This window comes from Actinospineispora spinosispora DSM 44797 (genome assembly GCF_000429025.1).
GTDB lineage: Bacteria > Actinomycetota > Actinomycetes > Mycobacteriales > Pseudonocardiaceae > Pseudonocardia > Pseudonocardia spinosispora.
Genome location: NZ_AUBB01000010.1, coordinates 159,536 through 180,834 on the forward strand (window position 1 = coordinate 159,536; position 21,299 = coordinate 180,834).

A 21,299-nucleotide genomic window follows, 5' to 3' on the forward strand; every position below is an offset into this window, starting at 1 on the left:
GCAAGGGGGTTCAGTGCGAAGCACTGCAAAAAACGCACCAGGCGAAGCAAAACGCAACCAGACAAGCGCGCGCTCGGCCGACGAAGTCGGCTTGTTTTTCTGGGAGTACCCCGACGGCGAAGCCGAGGGGGTGGTCACAGAAAAACTCCGCGCGAAACCAGGCCTAAAAGACAGCCCGCCCGCTCCAGCGGGGTTCCACGACCGCCCAGTCGTTCTCCCAGCGGCGTTCGTTGCGGCGCCAGGTCAGGTTGCGGATGCCGAACCAGAGCGCGATCAGGGTGGCGATGCTGACGAACAGCAGGATGGTTCCGGAGACGTAGCCCGCGGCGACCGCGTCGTAGGGGCTGGTGGGCGGCGGGACCAGGTGGTTGTCGCGGTCGGTCCAGACGACGATCGTGTCGCCCGCGTGGTCGGTGCTGGGCACGTCGGCCTGGGTGACCTGCAGGTTGCCGCCGCTGTCGTACCAGCGGACGGGGGCCTTCGCGGTCAGCGGCGCGTCCTGCTCGATGCGGGCCGGCATGCGGGGCGTCGGGTCCTCGGTGAGCTGGGCGTTCACGGAGCTGCGGGTGTGTGCCTCGTGCTCGGCCCGGTCCATCAGGTCGCCGTGCACCCGCATCCCGATGAACAGCGAGGTCACCGCGGCGATCAGGCCGAGGGACGCGAGCACCCACGCGGCGGCGTCCTCGGCCCAGTCGGTTCCACGTTTCGGAAAACGCTCTTGCTGTGACTGACTACGACGCTCGCGGCCGGCGCGCATGGTTTCACTCTCCCTAAATCCAGCTTCCAGCATTCCGGAGCGCCGGGGGACACGTCGACGAAACGTGAGCGAAACATGGGGCGAGATGCGTCACGCCCGCTGGACTCAGAGTGAGCTCAGCGGTGCGGCTAGTTCGCGCCATTGCTCGTCGGGCAGACCGCGCTTCTCGGCGGGCAGCGCCTGCACCGCGACGTGGTCGGCGCCGGCGTCGAGGTGGGCGCGCACCCTGGCGACGATCCGGTCGGCGTCGCCCCAGGCCACCAGCGCGTCGACGAAGGCGTCGCTGCCGCCGTCGGCGAGGTCGTCCTCGGTGAAGCCCAGCTCCAGGATGCTGTTCACGTAGTTGGGCTGGCCGAGGTAGACCTTGGTGTACTCGCGGCCGATGGCGCGGGCCTTCTCCGGGTCGGTTTCCAGCACGACCGCCTGTTCCGGGCAGAGCAGCGGAGCGGCGCCGAGGGTCTCGCGGGCCTTCGCGGTGTGTTCGGGGGTGACGAAGTAGGGGTGTGCCCCGTCGGTGCGTTCGGCGGCGAGGCCGAGCATCTTCGGCCGGAGCGCGGCGAGCACCCTGCGGACCGGGGTCGTCGGGCGTTGCGCGAGGTAGGGCGCGTTGTCCATGCCGTCGAGGTAGGTGCGCATCGCGGTGAGCGGCTTGTTGTAGTTGTGTCCGCGCAGGTCGCTGACCAGGTTCTGGTGGCTGACGCCGAGCCCGAGCAGCACGCGTTCGGGGAACGCCTCGGTCAGTCCCTTGACGGCGCCGGAGGTGGTGACCGCGTCGCGGGCCCAGATGTTGGCGATGCCGGTGGCGCCGATCAGCGTGTCCGTGGCGGACAGGATCAGCGCGAGGTGGACGAAGGGGTCCCGCCCGGCCACCTCGGGCAGCCAGACCGCGCCGTAGCCGAGCTCTTCCAGCTCGGCGGCCAGCTCCTGTGAACGGCTCGCCGGGACGGTGTCGAGCGCACCGGTCCAGATACCGATCCGGGGGATGTCGAATCGCTCATGATCAGCCATGGCCCGAACCTAACCTCGGTGTGCGCGAGGCGCTGGGTCAGTCGGCCGGCGTCACATGAACATCACGCGCTCCGACCACGCCGCGCAGGCCGGAGCAGTTCACACAGCCGACGCACCCGATGCAGTCGGTGCAGTTCACGCAGGCCACGCAGCCGATGCAGGACGTGCAGCGCAGGCAGGCGAGCATGCCGATGCAGGAGACGATGGCGATGGACAGCCAGGCCAGGATGCTGCCCGCCACCGCGATGCTGCCCGCGGTGAGCAGGCTCCCGGCGACGGCGATGCTGCCGGCGGTGCCCGCCGAGCCCGCCACCGCGACGCTGCCCGCCGTGGCGGCGGACCCGGTGACCGCGACGCTGCCCGCTGTGGCGACCGAGCCGCTGACCGCGACGGAGCCGGTGGTGGCCACCGAGCCGGCGACGGCCACGGAACGAGTCACCGCCACCGAACCCGTGACGGCCGCCGAGTCGCGGCGTGCGATCGGGTTGCGGACTCGCGGCGTCAGCTGCTCGAGTGTTGCCATGGGCCAAGCATCCCACCGGTATGCGAGTGACGGGAGGCGCCACACTGGAGCGCGAGATGACTGACGCGTTGATACCGAGGGACAGGACGACGGTGGCCGAGGGCGCCGTGCACGTCCCGGACTGGCTCGATGTCGCCGGCCGACGGCGGCTGGTCGACGCCTGCCGGGAATGGGCCCGGCCGCCCGGCCGGCTGCGGGCGACCCGGCTGCCGGGTGGTGGCGTGATGTCCGTGCGCACCCTGTGTCTCGGCTGGCACTGGGTGCCGTACCGCTACTCCCGCACGATCGACGACGGCGACGGCTCGCCGGTCACGCCGTTCCCGGAGTGGCTGGCCGAGCTGGGACGCCGAGCGGTCGCCGACGCCTACCAGGACGAGGCGGTGGGAGAGGCGTATCGGCCGGACGTGGCACTGGTCAACTACTACGACGACACCGCCAGGATGGGCCTGCACCAGGACCGGGACGAACGCAGCCGGGAGCCGGTGGTGTCGCTGAGCCTCGGGGACAGCTGCGTGTTCCGGTTCGGCAACACGGAGAACCGCAACCGTCCGTGGACCGACGTGCCGCTTGTCTCCGGCGACCTGTTCGTGTTCGGTGGACCGTCCCGACTGGCCTATCACGGCGTGCCCAAGACGTTGCCGGGAACGGGTGATCCGGACATCGGTCTGCCCCGTGGCCGGTTGAACATCACCCTGCGGGTGTCCGGGCTGGCGGACACTCCGTAGCGGTGCAACCGGCCGGCGCGCGCTGGTGTTCTCGACATTGTGCAGACACACTTCGAGGACGCGTGGACATCCGACCACCTGGTGACCGAGCCGCCGATCCTGTACTTCGGCACACCGGTCGTGCTGATCAGCACGCGCAACGAGGACGGGTCGGTGAACCTCGCCCCGATGTCGTCGGCGTGGTGGCTCGGCTGGCGTTGTGTGCTGGGGCTGGCGTCGGGCTCGAAGACGACGGAGAACCTGCTGCGCACCGGGGAGTGCGTGCTGAACCTGCCGTCCGACCGGCAGACGGCGATGGTCGACGGACTTGCGTTGACCACCGGCTCGGACCCGGTCCCGGAGGGCAAGGGCCGGCGCGGCTACCGGCACGAGCGCGACAAGTTCGGGGTGGCCGGTGCGACCGCCCAGGCCTCGGACCTCGTCGACGTTCCCCGGGTCCGTGAGTGCCCGGTCCAGCTGGAGGCGGTCCTCGCCGCCGACCACGCGATGGCGGAGGACAACCCGGAGTGGCGTGGCCGGTCGCTGATCCTGGAAACCCGGATCCTGCGGGTGCATGCCGATCCGTCGGTGCTGTGTTCCGGTGAGCCCGACCGGATCGACCCGGACCGCTGGCGCCCGCTGATCATGAGCTTCCAGCGGTTCTACGGTCTGGCCCCGAACGAGCTGGCCCCGTCACGTCTGGCGACGGTGCCCGAGTCCCTCTACCGAACCCCCGACCTCGGTTCTACGGGCGGGTTCGGCTCAGAGCGACGTCGAGGAGGGCGTCCAGGTCGCACATCTTGACCCGGGGGCGGCCGTGCGGTTCGCCGGCGGCGCGCTCGGCGGCGTCGATGAGCTGCCAGCCCTGTTCGGTGACCAGGTCGGGCTGGCGCTGCGCCAGCCAGGACTCGATGTCGACGGTGCCGTCGCGCTCGTGGCGACGGAGCGTGCCGGCCGCCAGGTCCTCCAGGAGCTGGTTGACGGTCTCTACCGAGTCCTTCTTGTTCGTGCCGATGATCCCTGTGGGACCACGTTTGATCCAGCCGACCACGTACTCGCGCTCGGTGCCGACCACCCGGCCCTTGTCGTTCGGGATGATGCCCCGTCGCTCGTCGAACGGAAGGCCGTCGATCGGCACCCCCCGGTAGCCGACCGCACGCAGCACCAGCCCGGTCTCGACGGTCTCCCGCTCGCCCGTGTCGTGCGCACTGACCCAGCCGTCCTCGGCGGTGCGCAGCTCGTTGTGACCGAGCACGATCTCCTCGACCCGGCCGTCGCCGCGCAGCTCGATCGGCGAGCGCTGGAACCGCAGCGTGATGTGACGCTTGCCGAGCTCGGTGTCGCCGGCCGCGTAGTCCCGCATCACCCCGACGTTGCGCTTCGCCACCCGGGACAGGGCATCCTCGTCGACCTCGGCGAGCTGCTCGGGGTCGACGTCGACCCCGGACTCGGTGAACTCGGGCAGCTCCTTGAGCTCGGGCGTGGTGAACGCGGCCTGCGCCGCGCCCCGGCGCCCGACCACGAGCACCTCGGTGATGTTGCTGTCGCGCAGTGCTTCCAGTGCGTGGTCGGCGATGTCGGTCTTCGCCAGGCGCTCGTACGGTGAGCAGAGGATGCGGGCCACGTCCAGCGCGACGTTGCCGTTGCCGACGACGACGGCGCGCTCGCTGCTCAGGTCGAAACTGAGGTCGGCGTAGTCGGGATGGCCGTTGTACCAGCCGACGAAGTCGACCGCCGCGACGCTGCCCGGCAGGTCCTCACCGGGGATGCCGAGCGTGCGATCGCCCTGTGTGCCTACGGCGTAGATCACCGCGTCGTAGCGTTCGGTCAGCTCGTCGTGGCTGATGTGGGTGCCGATCTCGACGTTGCCGAAGAACCGGAACGACTCCAGTGCCGCGATCTTCGCGTACACCGACGACACCGACTTGATCTTCGGGTGGTCGGGTGCCACCCCGAACCGCACCAGACCCCAGGGCGTCGCGAGCCGTTCGAACATGTCCACCCGGGCGTCGAGCTCATCGTGCTCGAGCAGTGTGCCGGCCGCGTAGAAGCCGGACGGCCCCGAGCCGATCACCGCGACGGTCAACGGATTCCCTGGTGCATCCATTCAGGTCACTTCCCGGTCACTGCAGGCGTTCGGTCGTGTGGTGGTCCGACCGATGTGGTGGCGCGCACACTCCACCTTGCCAGGTCAGCGCGCCACCGGCGCGCCGACCCGCTGCTGACGACGTGGTTCAGAACGCTTCGCTGAGCAGAGACGCGGTGAGCTCGCCGGGGTCGGCGAGGTCCGGTGGGATGCCCCGGCCGAGGAACCAGGACGCGATGTTGCGTACATCACGCTCCAGGAACTCCGGGCCGTTCGGGTTGGCGACCACGTCGACCACCTGCGGCAGGTCGATCATGATCAGCCGGTCCCGGTGCACCAGCAGGTTGTAGGCCGAGAGGTCGCCGTGCGCCAACCCCTGCCGAGCGAGCTGGTGGAGCACCCCGACGAGCTGTGACCACAGGTCGGTGAGCTGGTCGGGTTCCGGGCGCAGCTGCGCCAGCCGAGGTGCCGCCGTGCCGTCGGGTTCGCCGAGGAACTCCAGCATCACCTCGGTACCGGCCCGCTGTACCGGGTAGGGCACCGGTGCACCGTGGGACCACAGCGTGCCCAGCGCGCTGAACTCGGCGACCGCCCACTGTTCGGCGAGCAGGTTGCGGCCGAACGCGGTCCGGCCGTTCATCGCCCGCATCTCCCGGGAGCGCCGGACCCGCCGGCCCTCCAGGTAGCCGGCGTCCCGGTGGAACAGCCGATGGTCGGGCGCGCGGTACCGCTTCGCGGCGAGCAGGCAGCGGCGGCCGGTGCCGGGTAGCAGACGCTCCACGAGGTGGACGTCGGCCTCCTTGCCGGTCTTGAGCACGCCGAGTTCGGTGTCCACCGCGCTCAGCTCGGTGACCAGCCAGCTCGGGTGGGGCAGCGGCCCGTGCTCGGCTCCGTCCCAGCTCGACCAGCGGTCGCCGGACGGTGGAGCGCCGGCCTGGTCGAGCTGGTCCTCGCGCTGCTCGGTCAGCCGGGCCCGTTCGGACTCGGTCAGCCTGCCCCTACGGGTCGGCTCCGGCGTGTCCTCGGCGCGACGACGGCCCTTCCGGGCGGCGGAACGCATCGGACGCTCGTCGGCGTCGTCGGAGAAGTCATCGAGATAGTCGTCGAAGTTGTGCGGATGCACTGGTGGGGTTCTCCAAGATCAGAAAGGGGCGCCCCACCGGCGCGTGTCGACTAGCCGAGCGGGGCGATCGGACGGGAACGGGGCACGTCCTGGACGGCAATGGTCAACATCGGCCACCTCCCTTGTCCGCCGGTCGAGCCGGTCGCTGATCTGGTCGTCGGTCACTGTGCCGGACCGCTGTCCGGCCGGCAACCGAGTTTTCGTCAGTCGCGCAGGATCAGGTCGAGCTGGGTGGCGGTGGAGCCGCGCTCCAGCTCGAACCCGCCTCGTCGCGCCACCTTGAGCAGGCCGGACAGATCGCCGGGTTCCGCCCTCGCACCGGCCAGCAGCCGGGCCAGCCGCCCCTTGCTGGACTTGTTGTGGTGGCTGACGACCTTCCTGGTCCCGTCAGGGCGTTCGGTGAGCACCTGCACCGTGATCGCCCCGGGTATCCGGCCGAGCCCGGCGTACGAGCCGGACCGCAGGTCGACGATCAGGCCTTCCTGCTCCGCGAGCACGGGTTCGAGCGCCGGCCGCCAGTGAGCGGCGAGGGTGCCTCGCCCGGGCAGCATCGAACCGGCCGACAGGCGGTAGGCCGGCACCGGGTCATCGGCCCTGACCAGCCCGAACAGGGCGGACCCGACGACCAGCCTGGAACGTGCCCGGTCGAGTGCGGTGCCACGCAGCGACGCGAAGTCGAGCGCGTCGTAGAGCACGCCGGTGTAGCGGGACAGCGCGGGCGCCGTCGGGCTGGTCCACAGCGCCGCGTTGCGTGCGATCTCGGCGTCCTGCCGCTCGGACAGGCCGAGCGCCGCGCGACTCGCCGGAAGGTCGGCGGCCAGCGCCACGAGCTCGCCGGTCAGTTCCTTGCGGGTGGGGTTCAGGTCGGGGAAGGACAGCCGGTCCAGCTCGAGCGGTGGTCCGTCGCCGCCTTCCGCCTTGGTCTCCGATGGCGGCAGCAGGATCAGCACGGCGGCCAGAATATCCGGCGCCGACTCCTGTGCCCGGAGCGCCGGGTGTGACGAAGATAATTAGGTAAGCCTTACCTAATCTACGCTACGGTCTCCTCGGACGATCACTCACGGAACGATCACAGACCTACGAGTCGAGGAGTCGAGCATGGCGAGGCCGATGCGGGTTGCGGTCATCGGGGCGGGTCCCGCGGGCATCTACACGGCGGACACGCTCACGAAGTCCGACACGCCCTGTGAGATCGACCTGTTCGACCGGCTTCCCGCGCCCTTCGGTCTGGTCCGCTACGGGGTCGCGCCCGACCATCCCCGGATCAAGCAGATCGTGCACGCCCTGCACCGGGTGCTCGACCAGCCGGGAGTGCGGCTGTTCGGCAACGTCCACTACGGCAGGGACGTCCGCCTCGACGACCTGCGCGCCCACTACGACGCGGTGATCATGGCGACCGGCTGCGAACGGGACCGCCCGCTGGACATCCCGGGCATCGACCTGCCGGGAAGCTTCGGGGCCGCCGAGTTCGTCAAGTGGTACGACGGGCACCCGGACGTGCCGAGGCACTGGCCGCTGGACGCGGTGCACGTCGGGGTGATCGGCGCCGGGAACGTCGCGCTCGACGTCGCCAGGGTGCTCGCCAAGTCGGCCGAGGACATGCTCGACACCGAGATCCCGGACGACGTCTTCCGGGGCCTCGTCGGTAACCGGGCCACCGACGTGCACGTCTTCGCCCGCCGGGGCCTCGCCCAGGCCAAGTTCACGCCGCTGGAGCTGCGCGAGCTGGACCACGTGCCCGGCGTCGAGATCGTGGTGGATCCCGCCGACGTGGAGTTCGACGAGGGGTCGATGGCGGAGATCCGGTCCAGCAAGCAGACCCAGATGATCGTGAAGACACTGCAGGGCTGGGCCCTGCGGGACCGGCAGGACGAGCCGAGGCGGCTGCACCTGCACTTCCTGCGTCGCCCGGTCGAGGTCCTGGGGACCGAGCGGGTGACCGGTCTGCGCACCGAGCGGATGCAACTGGCGGGGGACGGCTCGGTGCGCGGAACCGGTCAGCTCACGGACTTCCCGCTGCAGGCCGTCTACCGCGCCGTCGGCTACCTGGGCAGCCACGTCGCCGAGCTGTACTTCGACCACGACGCCGGGGTCATCCCGCACGACGCCGGCCGGGTGCTGGCGATGGACGGCCAGCTGGTGCCGAGCGTGTACGCGGTCGGCTGGATCAAACGCGGCCCGGTCGGCCTGATCGGCCACACGAAGGGCTGTGCGCTGGAGACCGTGGGTAGCCTGCTCACCGATGCACCCGGTCTCGTGCCGGCCGTCTACCCCGAGCCGTCGGCGATCGTCGACCTGCTGATCGAGCGAGGCGTCGAGTACACGAGCTGGGACGGCTGGCTGCGCCTGGACAAACACGAACGGCAGCTGGGGGAGAGCCGTGGGCGCGAACGGATGAAGGTCGTGTCCAGGAGCGAGATGCTCGACGTGTCCCGGTCCCAGTAAGGGCGGAAACGACTGGACACTAGGCTGCCTGCCGTGCTCACCAGGATGTCTTCGCTGTTCCTTCGCACTCTGCGCGACGATCCCGCCGACGCCGAGCTGCCCAGTCACCGGCTGTTGGTCCGGGCCGGCTACGTCCGCCGGGTCGCGCCGGGTATCTACTCGTGGCTGCCGCTCGGCCTGCGCGTGCTGCGCAACATCGAGCGGGTGGTCCGCGAGGAGATGGACGCGATCGGCGGCCAGGAGATCCACCTGCCGGCGCTGCTGCCGAAGGAGCCGTACGAGACCACGAACCGGTGGACCGAGTACGGGCCGAACATCTTCCGGCTCAAGGACCGCAAGGGCGGTGACTACCTTCTCGGGCCCACCCACGAGGAGATCTTCGCGCTGACCGTCAAGGGTGAGCTCAGCTCCTACCGGGACTACCCGGTGATCCTGTACCAGGTCCAGACGAAGTACCGGGACGAGGAGCGCCCGCGCGCGGGCATCCTGCGTGGCCGCGAGTTCATCATGAAGGACTCGTACTCGTTCGACCTGAGCGACGAAGGGCTCTCCGCGTCCTACGAGCGCCACCGCGCGGCGTACATCACGCTGTTCGACCGGCTCGGGCTGAAGTACGTGATCGTGTCGGCGATGTCCGGTGCCATGGGTGGCTCGGCCTCCGAGGAGTTCCTCGCCGAGGCCGAGCAGGGCGAGGACACCTACGTCCGCAGTACCGGCTCCGACTACGCGGCCAACGTCGAGGCGGTCGTGACCCCGGCACCGCCGGCGATCGAGATCGAGGGCCAGGCCCCTGCAGCCGTGCACCACACGCCGGACACCCCGACGATCGAGTCGCTGGTCGACTTCCTCAACGCCGCCGACCTCGGCCGCACCGTCACCGCGGCCGACACACTCAAGAACGTGCTGGTCAAGACGCGTGCCCCGGGTGCAACGGAGTGGCGGCTGCTCGGCGTCGGGCTTCCCGGCGACCGCGAGGTCGACATGAAGCGCCTCGAAGCCGCCGTGCACCCCGACGAGGTCGCGCTGCTCGACGACGCGGACTTCGCCGCGAACACCTTCCTGACCAAGGGCTACATCGGGCCGGGCGCGCTCGCCGCGAACGACGTGCGCTACCTGGTCGACCCCCGCGTGGTGAGCGGCAGCGCGTGGGTGACCGGCGCTGACAAGCACGACCACCACGTGATCGACCTGGTGTGCGGGCGCGACTTCACCCCGGACGGCACGATCGAGGCCGCCGAGGTCCGCCCCGGCGACCCGGCCCCGGACGGCTCCGGACCGCTGGTCGCGGCGCGCGGCATCGAGATCGGGCACATCTTCCAGCTGGGCCGCAAGTTCGCCGACGCCTTCGGGCTGGATGCACTCGGCCAGGACGGCAAGCCGATCCGCATCACCATGGGGTCCTACGGCGTCGGGGTGTCCCGCCTGGTCGCGGTGGTCGCAGAGCAGAGCCACGACGAGCACGGCCTGATCTGGCCGCGTGAGGTGGCGCCCGCCGACGTGCACGTCGTGATCGCGGGCAAGTCCGAGGAGATCCGGGCCGGCGGTGAGAAGCTCGCCGCCGACCTCGACGCGGCCGGGCTGACCGTGCTGTTGGACGACCGGACCGCGAGCCCCGGGGTGAAGTTCGCCGACGCCGAGCTGATCGGCGTGCCCACGATCGTCGTGGTCGGTCGGGGCCTGGCGAACGGTGTCGTCGAGGTGAAGGACCGCCGTTCCGGCGAGCGCACCGAGGTCCCGGTGGACGGCGCCGTCGCGCACCTCACCGAGCTGGTCAGAAGCTGAGACTCGTGAGTGGTACGGGCGCCACGGGGCGCCCGTACCACTCACGAGCTATTTCCTGTTGATCCGGATGCTGGTGAGCAGTGTCTTGATCCCCTGGTCCTTGACCAGGGGCGGTGCGTCGGTACCGCCGCCAGCGGTGTCGCGTTGGACGACGAGCAGCCGCACCGTCTTCGCACCGGTCTCGCTCGGCAGCGAGTACGGCACAGCGAGCAGGACCACCTGACCCTGGAGCCCGCAGCCGCTGGTCTGGCGGACGGCGACGACGGACTTCGAGGTCGACACGCCGTCGACCTCGACCGTCGTCGCCGGACTCGCCTTGACCGTTGCGTTCATGCCGTAGAACTGCGCCGCGAAGTCCGGGCCGAGCTGGGTCACGACGTCCTCTCCGCGCAGCTCCCTGCCGTCGCCGCGGAACATCAGGACGACACCGATCCTCGCTCTCGCGTGAGGTGCGCCGTCGCAGTCGAGGGTGGCACTCGAGGCGAAGCCGTCGGGCGTGGTCTTGTGCGGCCAGTCCGCGACGTCCTTCGGGCCCGTCTTCCAGTCGGCCGGCACCTGGTAGCTCAGGTCGAGCCCGTTGACCAGCTGCCCCCGAGGGCCAGAGGCTTCGAGGGCGCGACCGGCCAGCGCCCACACCCCGAATCCGATCCCGGCCAGCACCACCACCGCGCCCAGCGCGATCGCCCACCAGTACCTGCCCGGTCCGGAGGCGCTCTGACCGGCCGGGATCGGGTAGTGCGAGCCGAGACCCGCGGGTGGCTCGGCCATCCCGCGCGTCGACGGGTACATCGGCACCGGTGCCTGGCGGGGTGCCGCGCCGAACCCGGTCTGCCGGCCGCCGAGCTCCATCCCGAGCCCGATGCCCTGTCCGGCTCGCGTGGGACGGCTGGGCGATGGCGTCGCCGGTGAACGAGGAGGCTGGGTGACACGGTGTGCGGGGCGCTGGGGGACCGCCGGCCGCACCGGACGGTGGGCGGGAAGCGGTGCGGCCGGTTGCCGGGTTGCCTGCTGCTGATCAGGTCGGGCCCGGTCGGTGGAACGAGCGGGCGGCCGCGCCGGTTGCGCGAACGGGTCGATACCGCCGGGCTGGCCGCCCGGATCGGCCTGGGCAGGGGGACTCACCCGGGAGACGCTAGCGGCAACGCCCGTCGCGCCGAGCCCGTTTGGCAGACATTCGGCAGTGATCTCGTACGGATGACTGGCGGGGATCCGGCGCCGCAGAATGGGCGCATGAGGGGATTCGGGCAGGAGTTCGGGGTCGACGGGTGTTATCTGAACACGGCCAGCATCGGGGTGCCGCCCGTGCCGGTCGTCGAGGCGGTTGCCGAGTCGGTGCGTGAGTGGGGTGGTGGCGGCGGGCGGGCGCCGCGGTTCGACCCGGCGGTCGCCGCGGCGCGCGAGGGTTTCGGGCGGCTGATCGGGGCGGGTACCGACCGGGTGGCGATCGGGTCGTCGGTGTCCGGGCTGGTCGGGCTGGTGGCCGCGAACCTGCGGAGCGGCGCGCGGGTGGTCACGGCGCGCGACGAGTTCACCAGTGTGACGTTCCCGTTCGCCGCGCAGGCAGCGCGTGGCGTCACGGTCACCGAGGTCGACCTGTGTGACATCGCCTCGGCGTCCGGCGGAGCGGACCTCGTCGCGGTGAGCGTCGTCCAATCCGCCGACGGCGCGGTGCTCGACCTGGCCGCGCTGCGTGCCGCGACGGAGGGCACCGCCACCCGGGTGCTGCTCGACGTCACCCAGGCCGCCGGATGGTTGCCGTTGGAGCTCGACTGGGCCGACGCGGTCGTCGGAGCCGGCTACAAATGGCTGCTGTCCCCGCGCGGGGCGGCCTGGATGGCGGTGGCTCCGCGGCTCCGGGACATGCTCGTGCCGCACGCGGCCAACTGGTACGCGGGTGACGAGCGCTGGGACAGCATCTACGGCCTACCGCTCCGGTTGGCGACGGACGCGCGGCGGCTGGACACCTCGCCCGCCTGGCTGTCCCAGGTCGGAGCCGCTGTCGCACTACCGTGGCTGGCCTCGCTGGACCGCGAACAGGTGAGGACGCACTGCGTCGGTCTGGCCAACCGCCTGCGCGCCGCGCTCGGTGAGGAGCCCGGCGACTCCGCGATCGTGTCGGTCACCCGGCCCGGGGCGGCGGACCGGCTGAGCGCGGCGGGCGTCGTCGCCAGCACCCGCCGAGGTGCCGCGCGACTGGCGTTCTACCTGCACAACACCGAGAACGACGTCGACCGTGCTGTCTCGGCTCTCGGTTAGGTCCGGCCGGGGAACTGGGGGACCACGGGTTTCGTGTTGAGCTGCGCGGACCAGCGGGCTCCTCGGACCGCGGCGTCGATGAGCGCGTCGACGGCGTTTCGGCGCAGGCCCGGGTCGTCGCAGCGCTCCAGCACCGAGCGCCAGGCGGCCGCCGCGTCGGCCTCGGCGGCAGCCGCGAGGCGCATCGCCGAGTTCGCGTCGGTGACCGGGGCCGGTGTGCGGTAGGCGGCCTCGGCCGCGTCCGGCCGCACCCCGGACTCGGTGAGCAGCCTGCTGGTGACGTCACGTCGTCCGCGATGCGCCGCGAGGTCCTCCTGGGCGTCCTTGTCCTGCTGCGGCGTCAGGAACGCGGCGATCAGCGTGTAGCTCCAGATCGCGGCGTGCTCGGTGCCCAGCGCGGTCTGTACCGCGGCCACGGTGTCGGCCGACGGAGCGCCCGGCGGGTCGGGCTGGTTCTGGTCGCGGCGGGCGGTCATGACAGCACCTCGTGGTAGGCCGCGCAGCACGCGGCGATCGATCCGACCAGCGAGGCGCGCCGGCGGGGCAGCGAGGTGACCAGCGCGCTGGCCTGGGACCGCGATTTCTCCAGCGCGGTGAGCACGGCGGGCAGGTCCGACCCGGACGAGGAGCTGCTCGGGGCCTTCGAGTCGGTATCGTCGCCAGAGTCCTCGGTACCCAGCTCGACGGCGAGCGCCTGCGCGTGCGCCTGCCGGGCCGAGGCCAGCTCGGTGAGTCGTTGCGTGGTCGCCGCGGGGAGATCGCCGCTCGCGCGGGCCTTGTTGATCAGCGTGACGTCGCGTCGGGCACGAAGGGCCAGTGCCTCCAACGGGTCGGGTTCACCGGAGCCGCAGCCGGCGAGCAGACCGATGGCGGGCACGGCGAGTACGGCGCCGGTCAGCCCGATCAGGACCGACCGCCTTGGCATCGATCTCGATACGAGGCGGGCATTCTCAGGGTCGACCACGCCGGTTGATCCTGCCAGGCCGGTCGAGGACGGTCGGCGCGATACCCTGAGCGGCCTGCGTGGCAGTCCCGGCGCGCGGGAGTCCTCCATGGTGGAGGCTTCTCACCAGGAATCGGGATTCACCGAACAACCAAGGAGTGGACCGAATGCCCCGTTCCCAACCGGAGCAGTTGGGCGTAGAGCTGCGTCCGATTGTGGAGGGCGTGGTGACCGCTGCCGGGTTCGATCTCGAGGAGATCGACATCAGGCCGGCCGGGCGTCGCCATCTGGTCCGCGTCGTCGTCGACTCCGACTCCGGCGTCGGCCTCGACGACATCGCGCTGTTGAGCCGCCGGATCGCCGGCGGTCTGGACCAGCGCGACGAGGTCTTCGGCGGCCCGTACACCCTCGAGGTGACCTCGCCCGGTGTCGACCGTCCGCTGACCGAGCACCGACACTGGCGACGCGCCCGGTTGCGCCTGGTCGAGGTCGCGCTGCGTGAGTCAGGCAAGATCACCGGGCGCGTCGGTGACGCGTCGGAGGATTCGGTGCGGCTGCTGGTCGACGGTGTGTTGCGGGACGTGCGCTACGCGGACGTCGAGCGCGCCACCGTCGTGGTGGAGTTCCGCAAACCGTCCGAGAACGACGTGCGCATGTTGTCCGGCCGGGCGGATGGATCCGCTGATGAGGCCGTTGATGGGGAAGTAGAGGAGCAGAGGTGAACGTCGACATCGCCGCGTTGCGGGCGATCGAGCGTGACAAGGACATCCCCTTCGACACGGTGATCGAGGCCATTGAGACCGCGCTGCTGACGGCGTACAAGCACACCGAAGGGCATCAGACGCAGGCGCGCATCGACATCGACCGCAAGACCGGTCTGGTGCGCGTGATGGCCCAGGAGCTGGCCGACGACGGTCAGCTGGAGAACGAGTGGGACGACACCCCGGAGGGGTTCGGCCGCATCGCCGCCACCACGGCGCGCCAGGTCATCCTGCAGCGCCTGCGGGACGCCGAGCACGAGCGCACCTACGGTGAGTTCTCCGCGAAGGAGGGCGAGATCGTCGCCGGTGTCATCCAGCGCGACGTGCGTGCCAACGCCCGTGGCGTCGTCGTGGTGTCCCTCGGCGCGACCGAGGGCGTGATCCCGGCAGCCGAGCAGGTTCCCGGCGAGCGCTACGAGCACGGGGAGCGGATCCGCTGCTACGTGGTCGGTGTCTCGCGCGGCGGCAGAGGAACCCAGATCACCCTGTCCCGCACGCACCCCAACCTGGTGCGTCGGCTGTTCGCGCTCGAGGTGCCGGAGCTGGTGGATGGTTCGGTCGAGATCTGCGCGGTCGCCAGGGAGGCCGGTCACCGGTCCAAGATCGCGGTGCGTGCCGCCGTGCCGTCGGTGAACGCCAAGGGTGCGTGCATCGGTCCGATGGGCCAGCGGGTGCGCAACGTGATGAGCGAGCTCGCCGGCGAGAAGATCGACATCATCGACTGGTCGGACGAACCGGCCGAGTTCGTCGGTCACGCACTGTCACCGGCCAAAGTTGTATCGGTCACAGTCCTGGACGCGCGGACGAAGACCGCGAGGGTCGTCGTGCCCGATTTCCAGCTGTCGCTGGCGATCGGGAAGGAGGGGCAGAACGCTCGTCTGGCGGCGCGGCTGACGGGCTGGCGGATCGACATTCGCAGTGATGCGGACCCTCGGCCGGTGCATGAGCAGACGGCGGCGGCACCGGAGGCGGGCGCCGGTTCCCCCGGTGCCGAGACTCCCGATGCCCCGGCCCGTGTCGGACTGGCCGTCGACCCCGAGGCAGCGACCGGTCGTGCTGGCGATTCGATCGTCTGACCCCGGACGCGCTACACTTCCGGTGGCTTCGAGCCGCGATGCAGCTGCCGCACGCGTCACTCCGGATCGGTCGCCCACAGCGACCAGCCCGGTACGGACATGTGTCGGTTGCCGATCCCGGTCTCCGGCCACCGGGTTATTGCGTGTCGTCGAGGACGCCGGGTCACTTGTTCCGGATCCGAGACGACGGCTTCCCGGCCGAGGTGCTTGGTTGCACCCCGACCCGGAATGCCTGCGCCGCGCGGAGCGGCGGGGAGCGTTTCCACGGGCGTTACGCGTCCGAGGTCCGCTCGCCGGCGATGCGCTGCGGCACTACCTAGAACCCACCCTGAAGTGCGAGACCGTCTCGCACCTGGATCACGAGAGTCAGGTCGACCCGTCATGAGCCAGCTGTGAAGATCGCACCATGACCGTGCTGCGACAGTAGGTACGAGGTCGAGCGGACACCTGCCGCCCGGCCTCCGATCAAGAGGAGAGCAGTGGCAGGCAAGGCCCGCGTGCACGAGCTAGCTAAAGAGCTCGGAGTCACCAGCAAGCAAGTCCTGAGCAAGTTGCAAGATCTCGGGGAGTACGTGAAGTCGCCGTCCTCCACCGTTGAGGCGCCGGTTGCCCGCAAGCTGCGGGAGTCCATGGCAGGCGGCGCAGGCGAAGGTGGTCGTTCGTCCGGTAGGGGTCGCCGTCCCGGCGCCGCCCGCCCGGCCGCGCCCGCCGGTAACGGCGCCGCCCCTTCGGCTCAGCGTCCTTCCGCGCCGCAGCCGGGTCCGTCCGGCGGCGCGCCGCGTCCCGGTCCCGGACCGCGTCCGGGGGCACCACGTCCCGGCCCCGCGCCCAGCGCCCGGCCCGGACCGCCGCCTCCCGCGCGTCCCGGTCCCGTGGCACCGGCCCAGCCGGCACCCGTCGCCGACACGCCGGCTCAGCCCGAGGCACCCCGGCCCGCCGCCGCGCAGGCACAGCCGTCGGCTCCGGCCCCGGCCGCGCCGCAGGCCCCGAAGCCGGCGTCTCCGCGTCCCGCTCCGCAGCAGGCTCCTTCCGAGCAGCCGGCGGCAGCGAGCGCGGCCGAGGCTCCCGCCGTGCCGCCGCGTCGTCCGGCGCCCAAGCCGGGCCCGCGTACGCCGAGGGTCGGCAACAACCCGTTCGGCGTCGGTTCCGGCGCTCCGCCCTCGCGTCCCGCCCCGGCACGTCCGGGCCCGCCCAACCAGGGCGGCGGCAACGCGGGTGGAGACCGCCAGCAGCAGTCGGCTCCGCGTCCCGGCGGTTCGGGTGGCGCGGGTAACCGGCCGTCCGGTGCGCCTCGCCCCGGTGGCTCGGCAGGTCCGGGTGGGCCTCGTCCGAACCCGGGCATGATGCCTCCGCGTCCGAACCCGGGCATGATGCCCGGTCGTCCGGCCGGCGGCGGTCGCGGTGGCCCCGGTGGTGGCCGTGGTGGCCCCGGTGGTGGCCCAGGTGGTCGTCCGGGTGGTCCCGGTGGTCGTCCGGGCGGCGGTGGCGGTCGTCCCGGTGGCGGCGGCGGAGGATTCCGCGGCGGTCCCGGTGGCGGTGGCCCCGGTGGCGGCGGCGGCGCACCTGCCGGCGGCGGCTTCCGGGGTGGTCCCGGTGGCGGTGGTCGTCCGGGTGGCGCCCGTGGTCGCGGTGGAGCGGCCGGTGCCTTCGGCCGTCCCGGCGGACCGGCGCGCAAGGGCCGTAAGTCGAAGCGTCAGAAGCGTCAGGAATACGACGCCATGCAGGCGCCCAGCGTCGGTGGCGTGCGGTTGCCGAAGGGCAAGGGCGAGACGATTCGTCTTCCGCGCGGCGCGTCGCTGACCGACTTCGCCGACAAGATCAACGCCAACCCGGCCTCGCTCGTCCAGGTGTTGTTCCACCTGGGTGAGATGGTCACGTCGACACAGTCGGTGTCCGACGAGATCCTCGAGCTGCTCGGCGGCGAGATGAACTACCAGGTCCAGGTGGTCTCTCCGGAGGAGGAGGACCGCGAGCTGCTGGACAGCTTCTCCATCTCCTACGGCGAGGACGCCGGTGGTGAGGACGATCTGGTCGTCCGTCCGCCGGTGGTCACCGTCATGGGTCACGTCGACCACGGAAAGACCCGGCTGCTCGACTCCATCCGCAAGGCGAACGTCATGGAGGGCGAGGCCGGCGGCATCACCCAGCACATCGGTGCCTACCAGGTGGTCACCGAGCTGGAGGGCGTCGAGCGTCCGATCACCTTCATCGACACCCCGGGTCACGAGGCGTTCACCGCCATGCGTGCCCGTGGTGCCCAGGTCACCGACATCGCGATCATCGTGGTGGCGGCCGACGACGGCGTCATGCCGCAGACGGTGGAGGCGATCAACCACGCGCAGGCCGCGTCGGTGCCGATCGTGGTCGCGGTCAACAAGATCGACAAGGAGGGGGCCAACCCCGCCAAGATCCGCCAGCAGCTCACCGAGTACGGGCTCGTGGCCGAGGAGTACGGCGGCGACACGATGTTCGTGGACGTCTCCGCGCGTCAGGGCACGAACATCGAGGGTGTGCTCGAGGCAGTCCTGCTGACCGCCGATGCCGCGTTGGACCTGCGGGCCAACCCGGACATGGAGGCCCAGGGCGTCGCGATCGAAGCTCACCTCGACCGTGGCCGCGGCCCGGTGGCGACCGTGCTGGTTCAGCGCGGAACGCTGCGGGTCGGCGACTCGGTGGTCGCGGGCGACGCGTCCGGCCGTGTCCGGCGGATGCTCGACGAGCACGGCGAGGACGTCCACGAGGCGCTCCCGTCACAGCCCGTCCAGGTCATCGGCTTCACGTCGGTGCCGGGCGCGGGTGACACGTTCCTCGTCGTCGACGAGGACCGGGTGGCTCGCCAGATCGCCGACCGGCGCCGTGCCAGGGACCGCAACGCCGAGCTGGCCTCGCGTCGCAAGCGCGTCAGCCTGGAGGACCTGGACGCCGCGCTGAAGGAGACCGACAGCCTCAACCTGATCATCAAGGGTGACAACTCGGGTACCGTCGAGGCACTCGAGGACGCGCTCATGAAGATCGACGTCGGCGACGACGTGGAGCTTCGGGTCACGCACCGGGGTGTCGGTGGCATCACCGAGAGCGACATCAACCTCGCCATCGCGGACAACACCATCGTCCTGGGCTTCAACGTCCGGGCCGAGGGCAAGGCCACGGAGCTGGCCAACCGCGAGGGCGTCGAGATTCGCTACTACTCGGTGATCTACCAGGCGATCGACGAGATCGAGGCGGCCCTCAAGGGCATGCTCAAGCCCGAGTACGAAGAGGTCGAGCTGGGCCGGGCGGAAGTACGCGACGTCTTCCGTTCGTCCAAGGTCGGCACGATCGCCGGTTGCATGGTGCTGGGCGGGGAGATTCGCCGCAACGCCCGTGCCCGGTTGCTCAGGGACAACGTGGTGGTCGTGGAGAACCAGCCGGTCAGCTCGCTGCGGCGGTTCAAGGACGACGCAGTCGAGGTCCGCGAGGGCTTCGAGTGTGGTCTCACGCTCGGCAACTTCAACGACCTGAAGGTCGGCGACATCATCGAGACCTTCGAGATGCGGGAGAAGCCGAGGGCGTAGCTGTCCGGCCGGTCCGGCGGGGTGTCTGCCCCGCCGGACCGGTCCAGGCTCCGCTCGACGACCATGTACGTAGGTGCATTGGAGCTCGACGTACTCCTCGGAGACGTCAGCTCGCTCAAAGGTAAGAGATCGTTGGTGCGCCCGGTGATCGCGGAGCTGCGCCGCAAGTTCGAGGTGGCGGTGGCCGAAGCCGGTCATCTGGATCTGCACCGCCGCGCCTTGATCGGCGTGAGCTGTGTGGCCGCCGACGTCGACCACGTCACCGAGGTGTTGAATCGGTGCGAACGGCTCGTGGTCGGCCGTCCGGAGCTGGAGCTGTTGTCGGCCAGACACCGGATCATCGGCCCGCACGACGAAGGCATGTCAGAACTGACGTAGGGGTGAGGACCAATGGTCGACCAGGCGAGGGCCAGTCGGCTGGCCAAGCGGATCGCACAGATCGTCGCGTCCGCGCTGGAGCACGAGGTCAAAGACCCTCGGCTGGCCATGGTGACGATCACCGACGCGCGGGTGACCGGTGACCTGCACGACGCGACGGTGTTCTACACGGTGCTGGGTGAGACGGTCGACGCCGAGCCGGACACAGCGGGCGCCGCGGCCGCGCTGGCGAGCGCCAACGGCGTGCTGCGCAGCATGGTGGGGCAGCGGACGGGAGTTCGTTTCACCCCGACCTTGACCTTCGTGCTGGACGCGGTGCCGACGAACGCCAAGCACTTCGACGAGCTGCTGGCGCGCGCCCGGGACTCCGACGCCGAGGTGGCGAGGCTCGCATCCGGTGCCGCGCCGGCCGGCGACCCGGATCCGTACCGCGCGCCGCGTGAGGACCCGGAAGACTAAGTGGCCACGAACCTCCGGTCGCAACCACCAGGCACTCGATGCCGGTGAGCGAGGGGGACGCCGCACAGCCGAAGGCCGAGGAGCCCGGCGTACGGGAGCTGGTCAGGCTCGGGCTTCCGGCGCTGCTCGTGCTGGCGGCGGAGCCGCTCTACCTGTTGGTCGACACGGCTGTGGTCGGCCATCTCGGAGCAGTGCCGCTCGCCGGACTGGCGATCGGCGCGGTCCTGCTCGCGCAGGTCTCCACGCAGCTGACCTTCCTGTCCTACGGCACCACGGCGCGGGCGGCCCGTCTGCACGGCGCAGGTCGACGGCGGGACGCCGTGGTAGAGGGTGTGCAGTCCACCTGGCTGGCCTTGACCATCGGGTTGCTGGTGGTGCTGATCGGCCAGCTGGTCGCCGCTCCGGTGGCGCGGGCGCTCGCCGGCGGTGAGGGCCCGGTCGCGAGCGCCGCTGTCGGTTGGCTGCGCATCGCGCTGTTCGGGGCACCGCTGGTGCTCGTGACGCTGGCCGGCAACGGCTGGATGCGCGGCGTGCAGGACACGGCGCGGCCGATGCGGTACGTGCTGTTCGGCAACGCGTTGTCCGCGGTGGCGTGTCCGCTGCTCGTGTACGGCCCCGGTCCGCTGCCCGCGCTCGGGTTGGAGGGCTCGGCGGTGGCCAACGTGGCGGGCCAGCTCATCGGGGCCGGGCTGTTCCTGCGCGCGCTTCTGGTGGAGCGTGTGCCGTTCGCGCCCGTCCCCGCCCTGCTCAAGGCCCAGCTGACGATGGGGCGCGATCTGGTGTTGCGCAGCCTCGGCTTCCAGGTGTGCTTCCTGTCGGCGGCGGCCGTGGCGGCCCGGTTCGGGGCGGCCTCGATCGCGGCGCACCAGGTGGTGCTGCAGCTGTGGAACTTCCAGGCACTCGTGCTGGACTCGTTGGCGATCGCGGCCCAGGCACTGGTGGGTGCCGCCCTCGGCGGTGGCGGTGCGGACCGCGCCCGCGCGGTCGCGGCCCGGGTGTCCAGGTACGGCTTGATCCTGGGCTGCGGCTTCGCCGTGCTGTTCGCGGCGCTCGTGGGGGTGCTGCCCAGGGTGTTCACGAACGACCCGGACGTGCTGGCCACGATCCCGGTGCCCTGGTGGTTCTTCGTCGCGCTCCAGCCCATCGCGGGCCTGGTCTTCGCGCTCGACGGGGTGTTGCTCGGTGCCGGCGACGCGGGGTTCCTGCGCACCTGGACGCTGATCGGGGCCGGTGTCGGGTTCCTGCCGTTGATCTGGGCCTCGCTCGCGTTCGACTGGGGGCTTGCCGGCATCTGGACGGGGCTGGCGATGTTCATGCTGATCAGGCTCGTCAGCGTCGTCGTCCGGAGCCGATCGGGAGCGTGGGCGGTACCCGGCGCGATCCGGGGTTGAGCGGCGCTCCCGGAGTGGTGATTGTCCTCGCACGCTCTTGACGCACCGCGCGG

21 protein-coding genes are annotated in these 21,299 nt (G+C 70.9%); 12 read left to right on the forward strand and 9 right to left on the reverse strand.

Annotated elements, in window-relative coordinates:
* Nucleotides 1-163: 163 nt before the first annotated feature.
* The 3 genes from G406_RS53645 to G406_RS0104590 form a co-directional block, all read right to left on the reverse strand.
* Nucleotides 164-757 carry an Rv1733c family protein gene (locus tag G406_RS53645; RefSeq protein WP_028932907.1) on the reverse strand — a complete coding sequence of 198 codons (594 nt, stop codon included), beginning with the start codon at nucleotides 755-757 and terminating at the stop codon, nucleotides 164-166.
* Between the two features lie 105 nt (nucleotides 758-862).
* Nucleotides 863-1,765: an LLM class F420-dependent oxidoreductase gene (locus G406_RS0104585; protein WP_028932908.1), complete on the reverse strand. Its 903-nt coding sequence runs from the start codon at nucleotides 1,763-1,765 to the stop codon at nucleotides 863-865.
* Nucleotides 1,766-1,802: 37 nt separating this feature from the next.
* A complete protein-coding gene (locus G406_RS0104590; RefSeq protein ID WP_051341606.1) occupies nucleotides 1,803-2,288 on the reverse strand; it encodes a hypothetical protein in 486 nt (161 codons plus the stop codon).
* A gap of 56 nt (nucleotides 2,289-2,344) precedes the next feature.
* On the opposite strand from G406_RS0104590, the gene G406_RS0104595 reads away from it, so the two are divergent.
* Nucleotides 2,345-3,013 carry an alpha-ketoglutarate-dependent dioxygenase AlkB family protein gene (locus tag G406_RS0104595; RefSeq protein WP_037075126.1) on the forward strand — a complete coding sequence of 223 codons (669 nt, stop codon included), beginning with the start codon at nucleotides 2,345-2,347 and terminating at the stop codon, nucleotides 3,011-3,013.
* A gap of 39 nt (nucleotides 3,014-3,052) precedes the next feature.
* Nucleotides 3,053-3,796, forward strand: coding sequence for a flavin reductase family protein (locus tag G406_RS44605; protein ID WP_064742844.1), 744 nt, complete (start codon nucleotides 3,053-3,055; stop codon nucleotides 3,794-3,796).
* On the opposite strand, the gene G406_RS0104605 is transcribed toward G406_RS44605, so the two are convergent.
* From G406_RS0104605 to yaaA, 3 genes are all read right to left on the reverse strand, one after another.
* Complete coding sequence (locus tag G406_RS0104605) at nucleotides 3,738-5,099, reverse strand: FAD-dependent oxidoreductase (RefSeq protein WP_037075128.1); 1,362 nt, start codon at nucleotides 5,097-5,099, stop codon at nucleotides 3,738-3,740. The two genes, G406_RS44605 and G406_RS0104605, sit on opposite strands and share 59 nt — an antisense overlap.
* A 127-nt stretch (nucleotides 5,100-5,226) precedes the next feature.
* Nucleotides 5,227-6,201 carry a serine protein kinase RIO gene (locus G406_RS0104610; RefSeq protein WP_028932912.1) on the reverse strand — a complete coding sequence of 325 codons (975 nt, stop codon included), beginning with the start codon at nucleotides 6,199-6,201 and terminating at the stop codon, nucleotides 5,227-5,229.
* A 203-nt stretch (nucleotides 6,202-6,404) separates the two neighbouring features.
* Nucleotides 6,405-7,151, reverse strand: a complete 747-nt coding sequence (gene yaaA, locus G406_RS0104615; protein ID WP_028932913.1) for a peroxide stress protein YaaA — start codon at nucleotides 7,149-7,151, stop codon at nucleotides 6,405-6,407.
* Between the two features lie 148 nt (nucleotides 7,152-7,299).
* Between yaaA and G406_RS0104620 the strand changes: the two genes are divergently transcribed.
* Complete coding sequence (locus G406_RS0104620; protein ID WP_028932914.1) at nucleotides 7,300-8,646, forward strand: FAD-dependent oxidoreductase; 1,347 nt, start codon at nucleotides 7,300-7,302, stop codon at nucleotides 8,644-8,646.
* A 33-nt stretch (nucleotides 8,647-8,679) separates the two neighbouring features.
* On the forward strand, nucleotides 8,680-10,428 hold the full coding sequence (locus G406_RS0104625) for a proline--tRNA ligase (RefSeq protein WP_028932915.1): 1,749 nt from the start codon (nucleotides 8,680-8,682) through the stop codon (nucleotides 10,426-10,428).
* Between the two features lie 48 nt (nucleotides 10,429-10,476).
* On the opposite strand, the gene G406_RS0104630 is transcribed toward G406_RS0104625, so the two are convergent.
* On the reverse strand, nucleotides 10,477-11,550 hold the full coding sequence (locus tag G406_RS0104630) for a DUF8017 domain-containing protein (RefSeq protein WP_156934679.1): 1,074 nt from the start codon (nucleotides 11,548-11,550) through the stop codon (nucleotides 10,477-10,479).
* A 108-nt stretch (nucleotides 11,551-11,658) separates the two neighbouring features.
* On the opposite strand from G406_RS0104630, the gene G406_RS44610 reads away from it, so the two are divergent.
* Nucleotides 11,659-12,684, forward strand: a complete 1,026-nt coding sequence (locus G406_RS44610; protein ID WP_037075131.1) for an aminotransferase class V-fold PLP-dependent enzyme — start codon at nucleotides 11,659-11,661, stop codon at nucleotides 12,682-12,684.
* Here G406_RS44610 and G406_RS44615 read toward each other — a convergent pair.
* Together G406_RS44615 and G406_RS53650 are read right to left on the reverse strand one after the other, a co-directional pair.
* Complete coding sequence (locus tag G406_RS44615; RefSeq protein WP_051341608.1) at nucleotides 12,681-13,160, reverse strand: ferritin-like domain-containing protein; 480 nt, start codon at nucleotides 13,158-13,160, stop codon at nucleotides 12,681-12,683. The genes G406_RS44610 and G406_RS44615 overlap by 4 nt on opposite strands.
* On the reverse strand, nucleotides 13,157-13,609 hold the full coding sequence (locus G406_RS53650; protein WP_051341609.1) for a hypothetical protein: 453 nt from the start codon (nucleotides 13,607-13,609) through the stop codon (nucleotides 13,157-13,159). The genes G406_RS44615 and G406_RS53650 overlap by 4 nt, the downstream gene beginning before the upstream one ends.
* A gap of 185 nt (nucleotides 13,610-13,794) precedes the next feature.
* Between G406_RS53650 and rimP the strand changes: the two genes are divergently transcribed.
* The 7 genes from rimP (at nucleotide 13,795) to G406_RS0104680 (ending at nucleotide 21,246) form a co-directional block, all read left to right on the forward strand.
* Nucleotides 13,795-14,349 (forward strand): ribosome maturation factor RimP, encoded by a 555-nt coding sequence (gene rimP / locus G406_RS0104655; RefSeq protein WP_028932919.1) that lies wholly within the window; start codon nucleotides 13,795-13,797, stop codon nucleotides 14,347-14,349.
* Nucleotides 14,346-15,464: a transcription termination factor NusA gene (gene nusA / locus G406_RS44625; protein ID WP_084215771.1), complete on the forward strand. Its 1,119-nt coding sequence runs from the start codon at nucleotides 14,346-14,348 to the stop codon at nucleotides 15,462-15,464. The genes rimP and nusA overlap by 4 nt, the downstream gene beginning before the upstream one ends.
* Nucleotides 15,391-15,849: a YlxR family protein gene (locus G406_RS55445; RefSeq protein ID WP_084215772.1), complete on the forward strand. Its 459-nt coding sequence runs from the start codon at nucleotides 15,391-15,393 to the stop codon at nucleotides 15,847-15,849. Before nusA ends, G406_RS55445 begins: the two co-directional genes overlap by 74 nt.
* A 94-nt stretch (nucleotides 15,850-15,943) precedes the next feature.
* The gene (infB, locus tag G406_RS44630) at nucleotides 15,944-19,018 is read left to right on the forward strand and encodes a translation initiation factor IF-2 (RefSeq protein ID WP_037075133.1); all 3,075 of its coding nucleotides are present in this window, start codon (nucleotides 15,944-15,946) and stop codon (nucleotides 19,016-19,018) included.
* 63 nt (nucleotides 19,019-19,081) lie between these two features.
* Nucleotides 19,082-19,396, forward strand: coding sequence for a DUF503 domain-containing protein (locus G406_RS0104670; protein WP_028932921.1), 315 nt, complete (start codon nucleotides 19,082-19,084; stop codon nucleotides 19,394-19,396).
* A 12-nt stretch (nucleotides 19,397-19,408) separates the two neighbouring features.
* The gene (gene rbfA, locus G406_RS0104675; RefSeq protein ID WP_028932922.1) at nucleotides 19,409-19,855 is read left to right on the forward strand and encodes a 30S ribosome-binding factor RbfA; all 447 of its coding nucleotides are present in this window, start codon (nucleotides 19,409-19,411) and stop codon (nucleotides 19,853-19,855) included.
* 38 nt (nucleotides 19,856-19,893) lie between these two features.
* Entirely contained in the window at nucleotides 19,894-21,246 is a 1,353-nt protein-coding gene (locus G406_RS0104680) for an MATE family efflux transporter (RefSeq protein ID WP_156934680.1), read from the forward strand.
* Nucleotides 21,247-21,299: the final 53 nt, after the last annotated feature.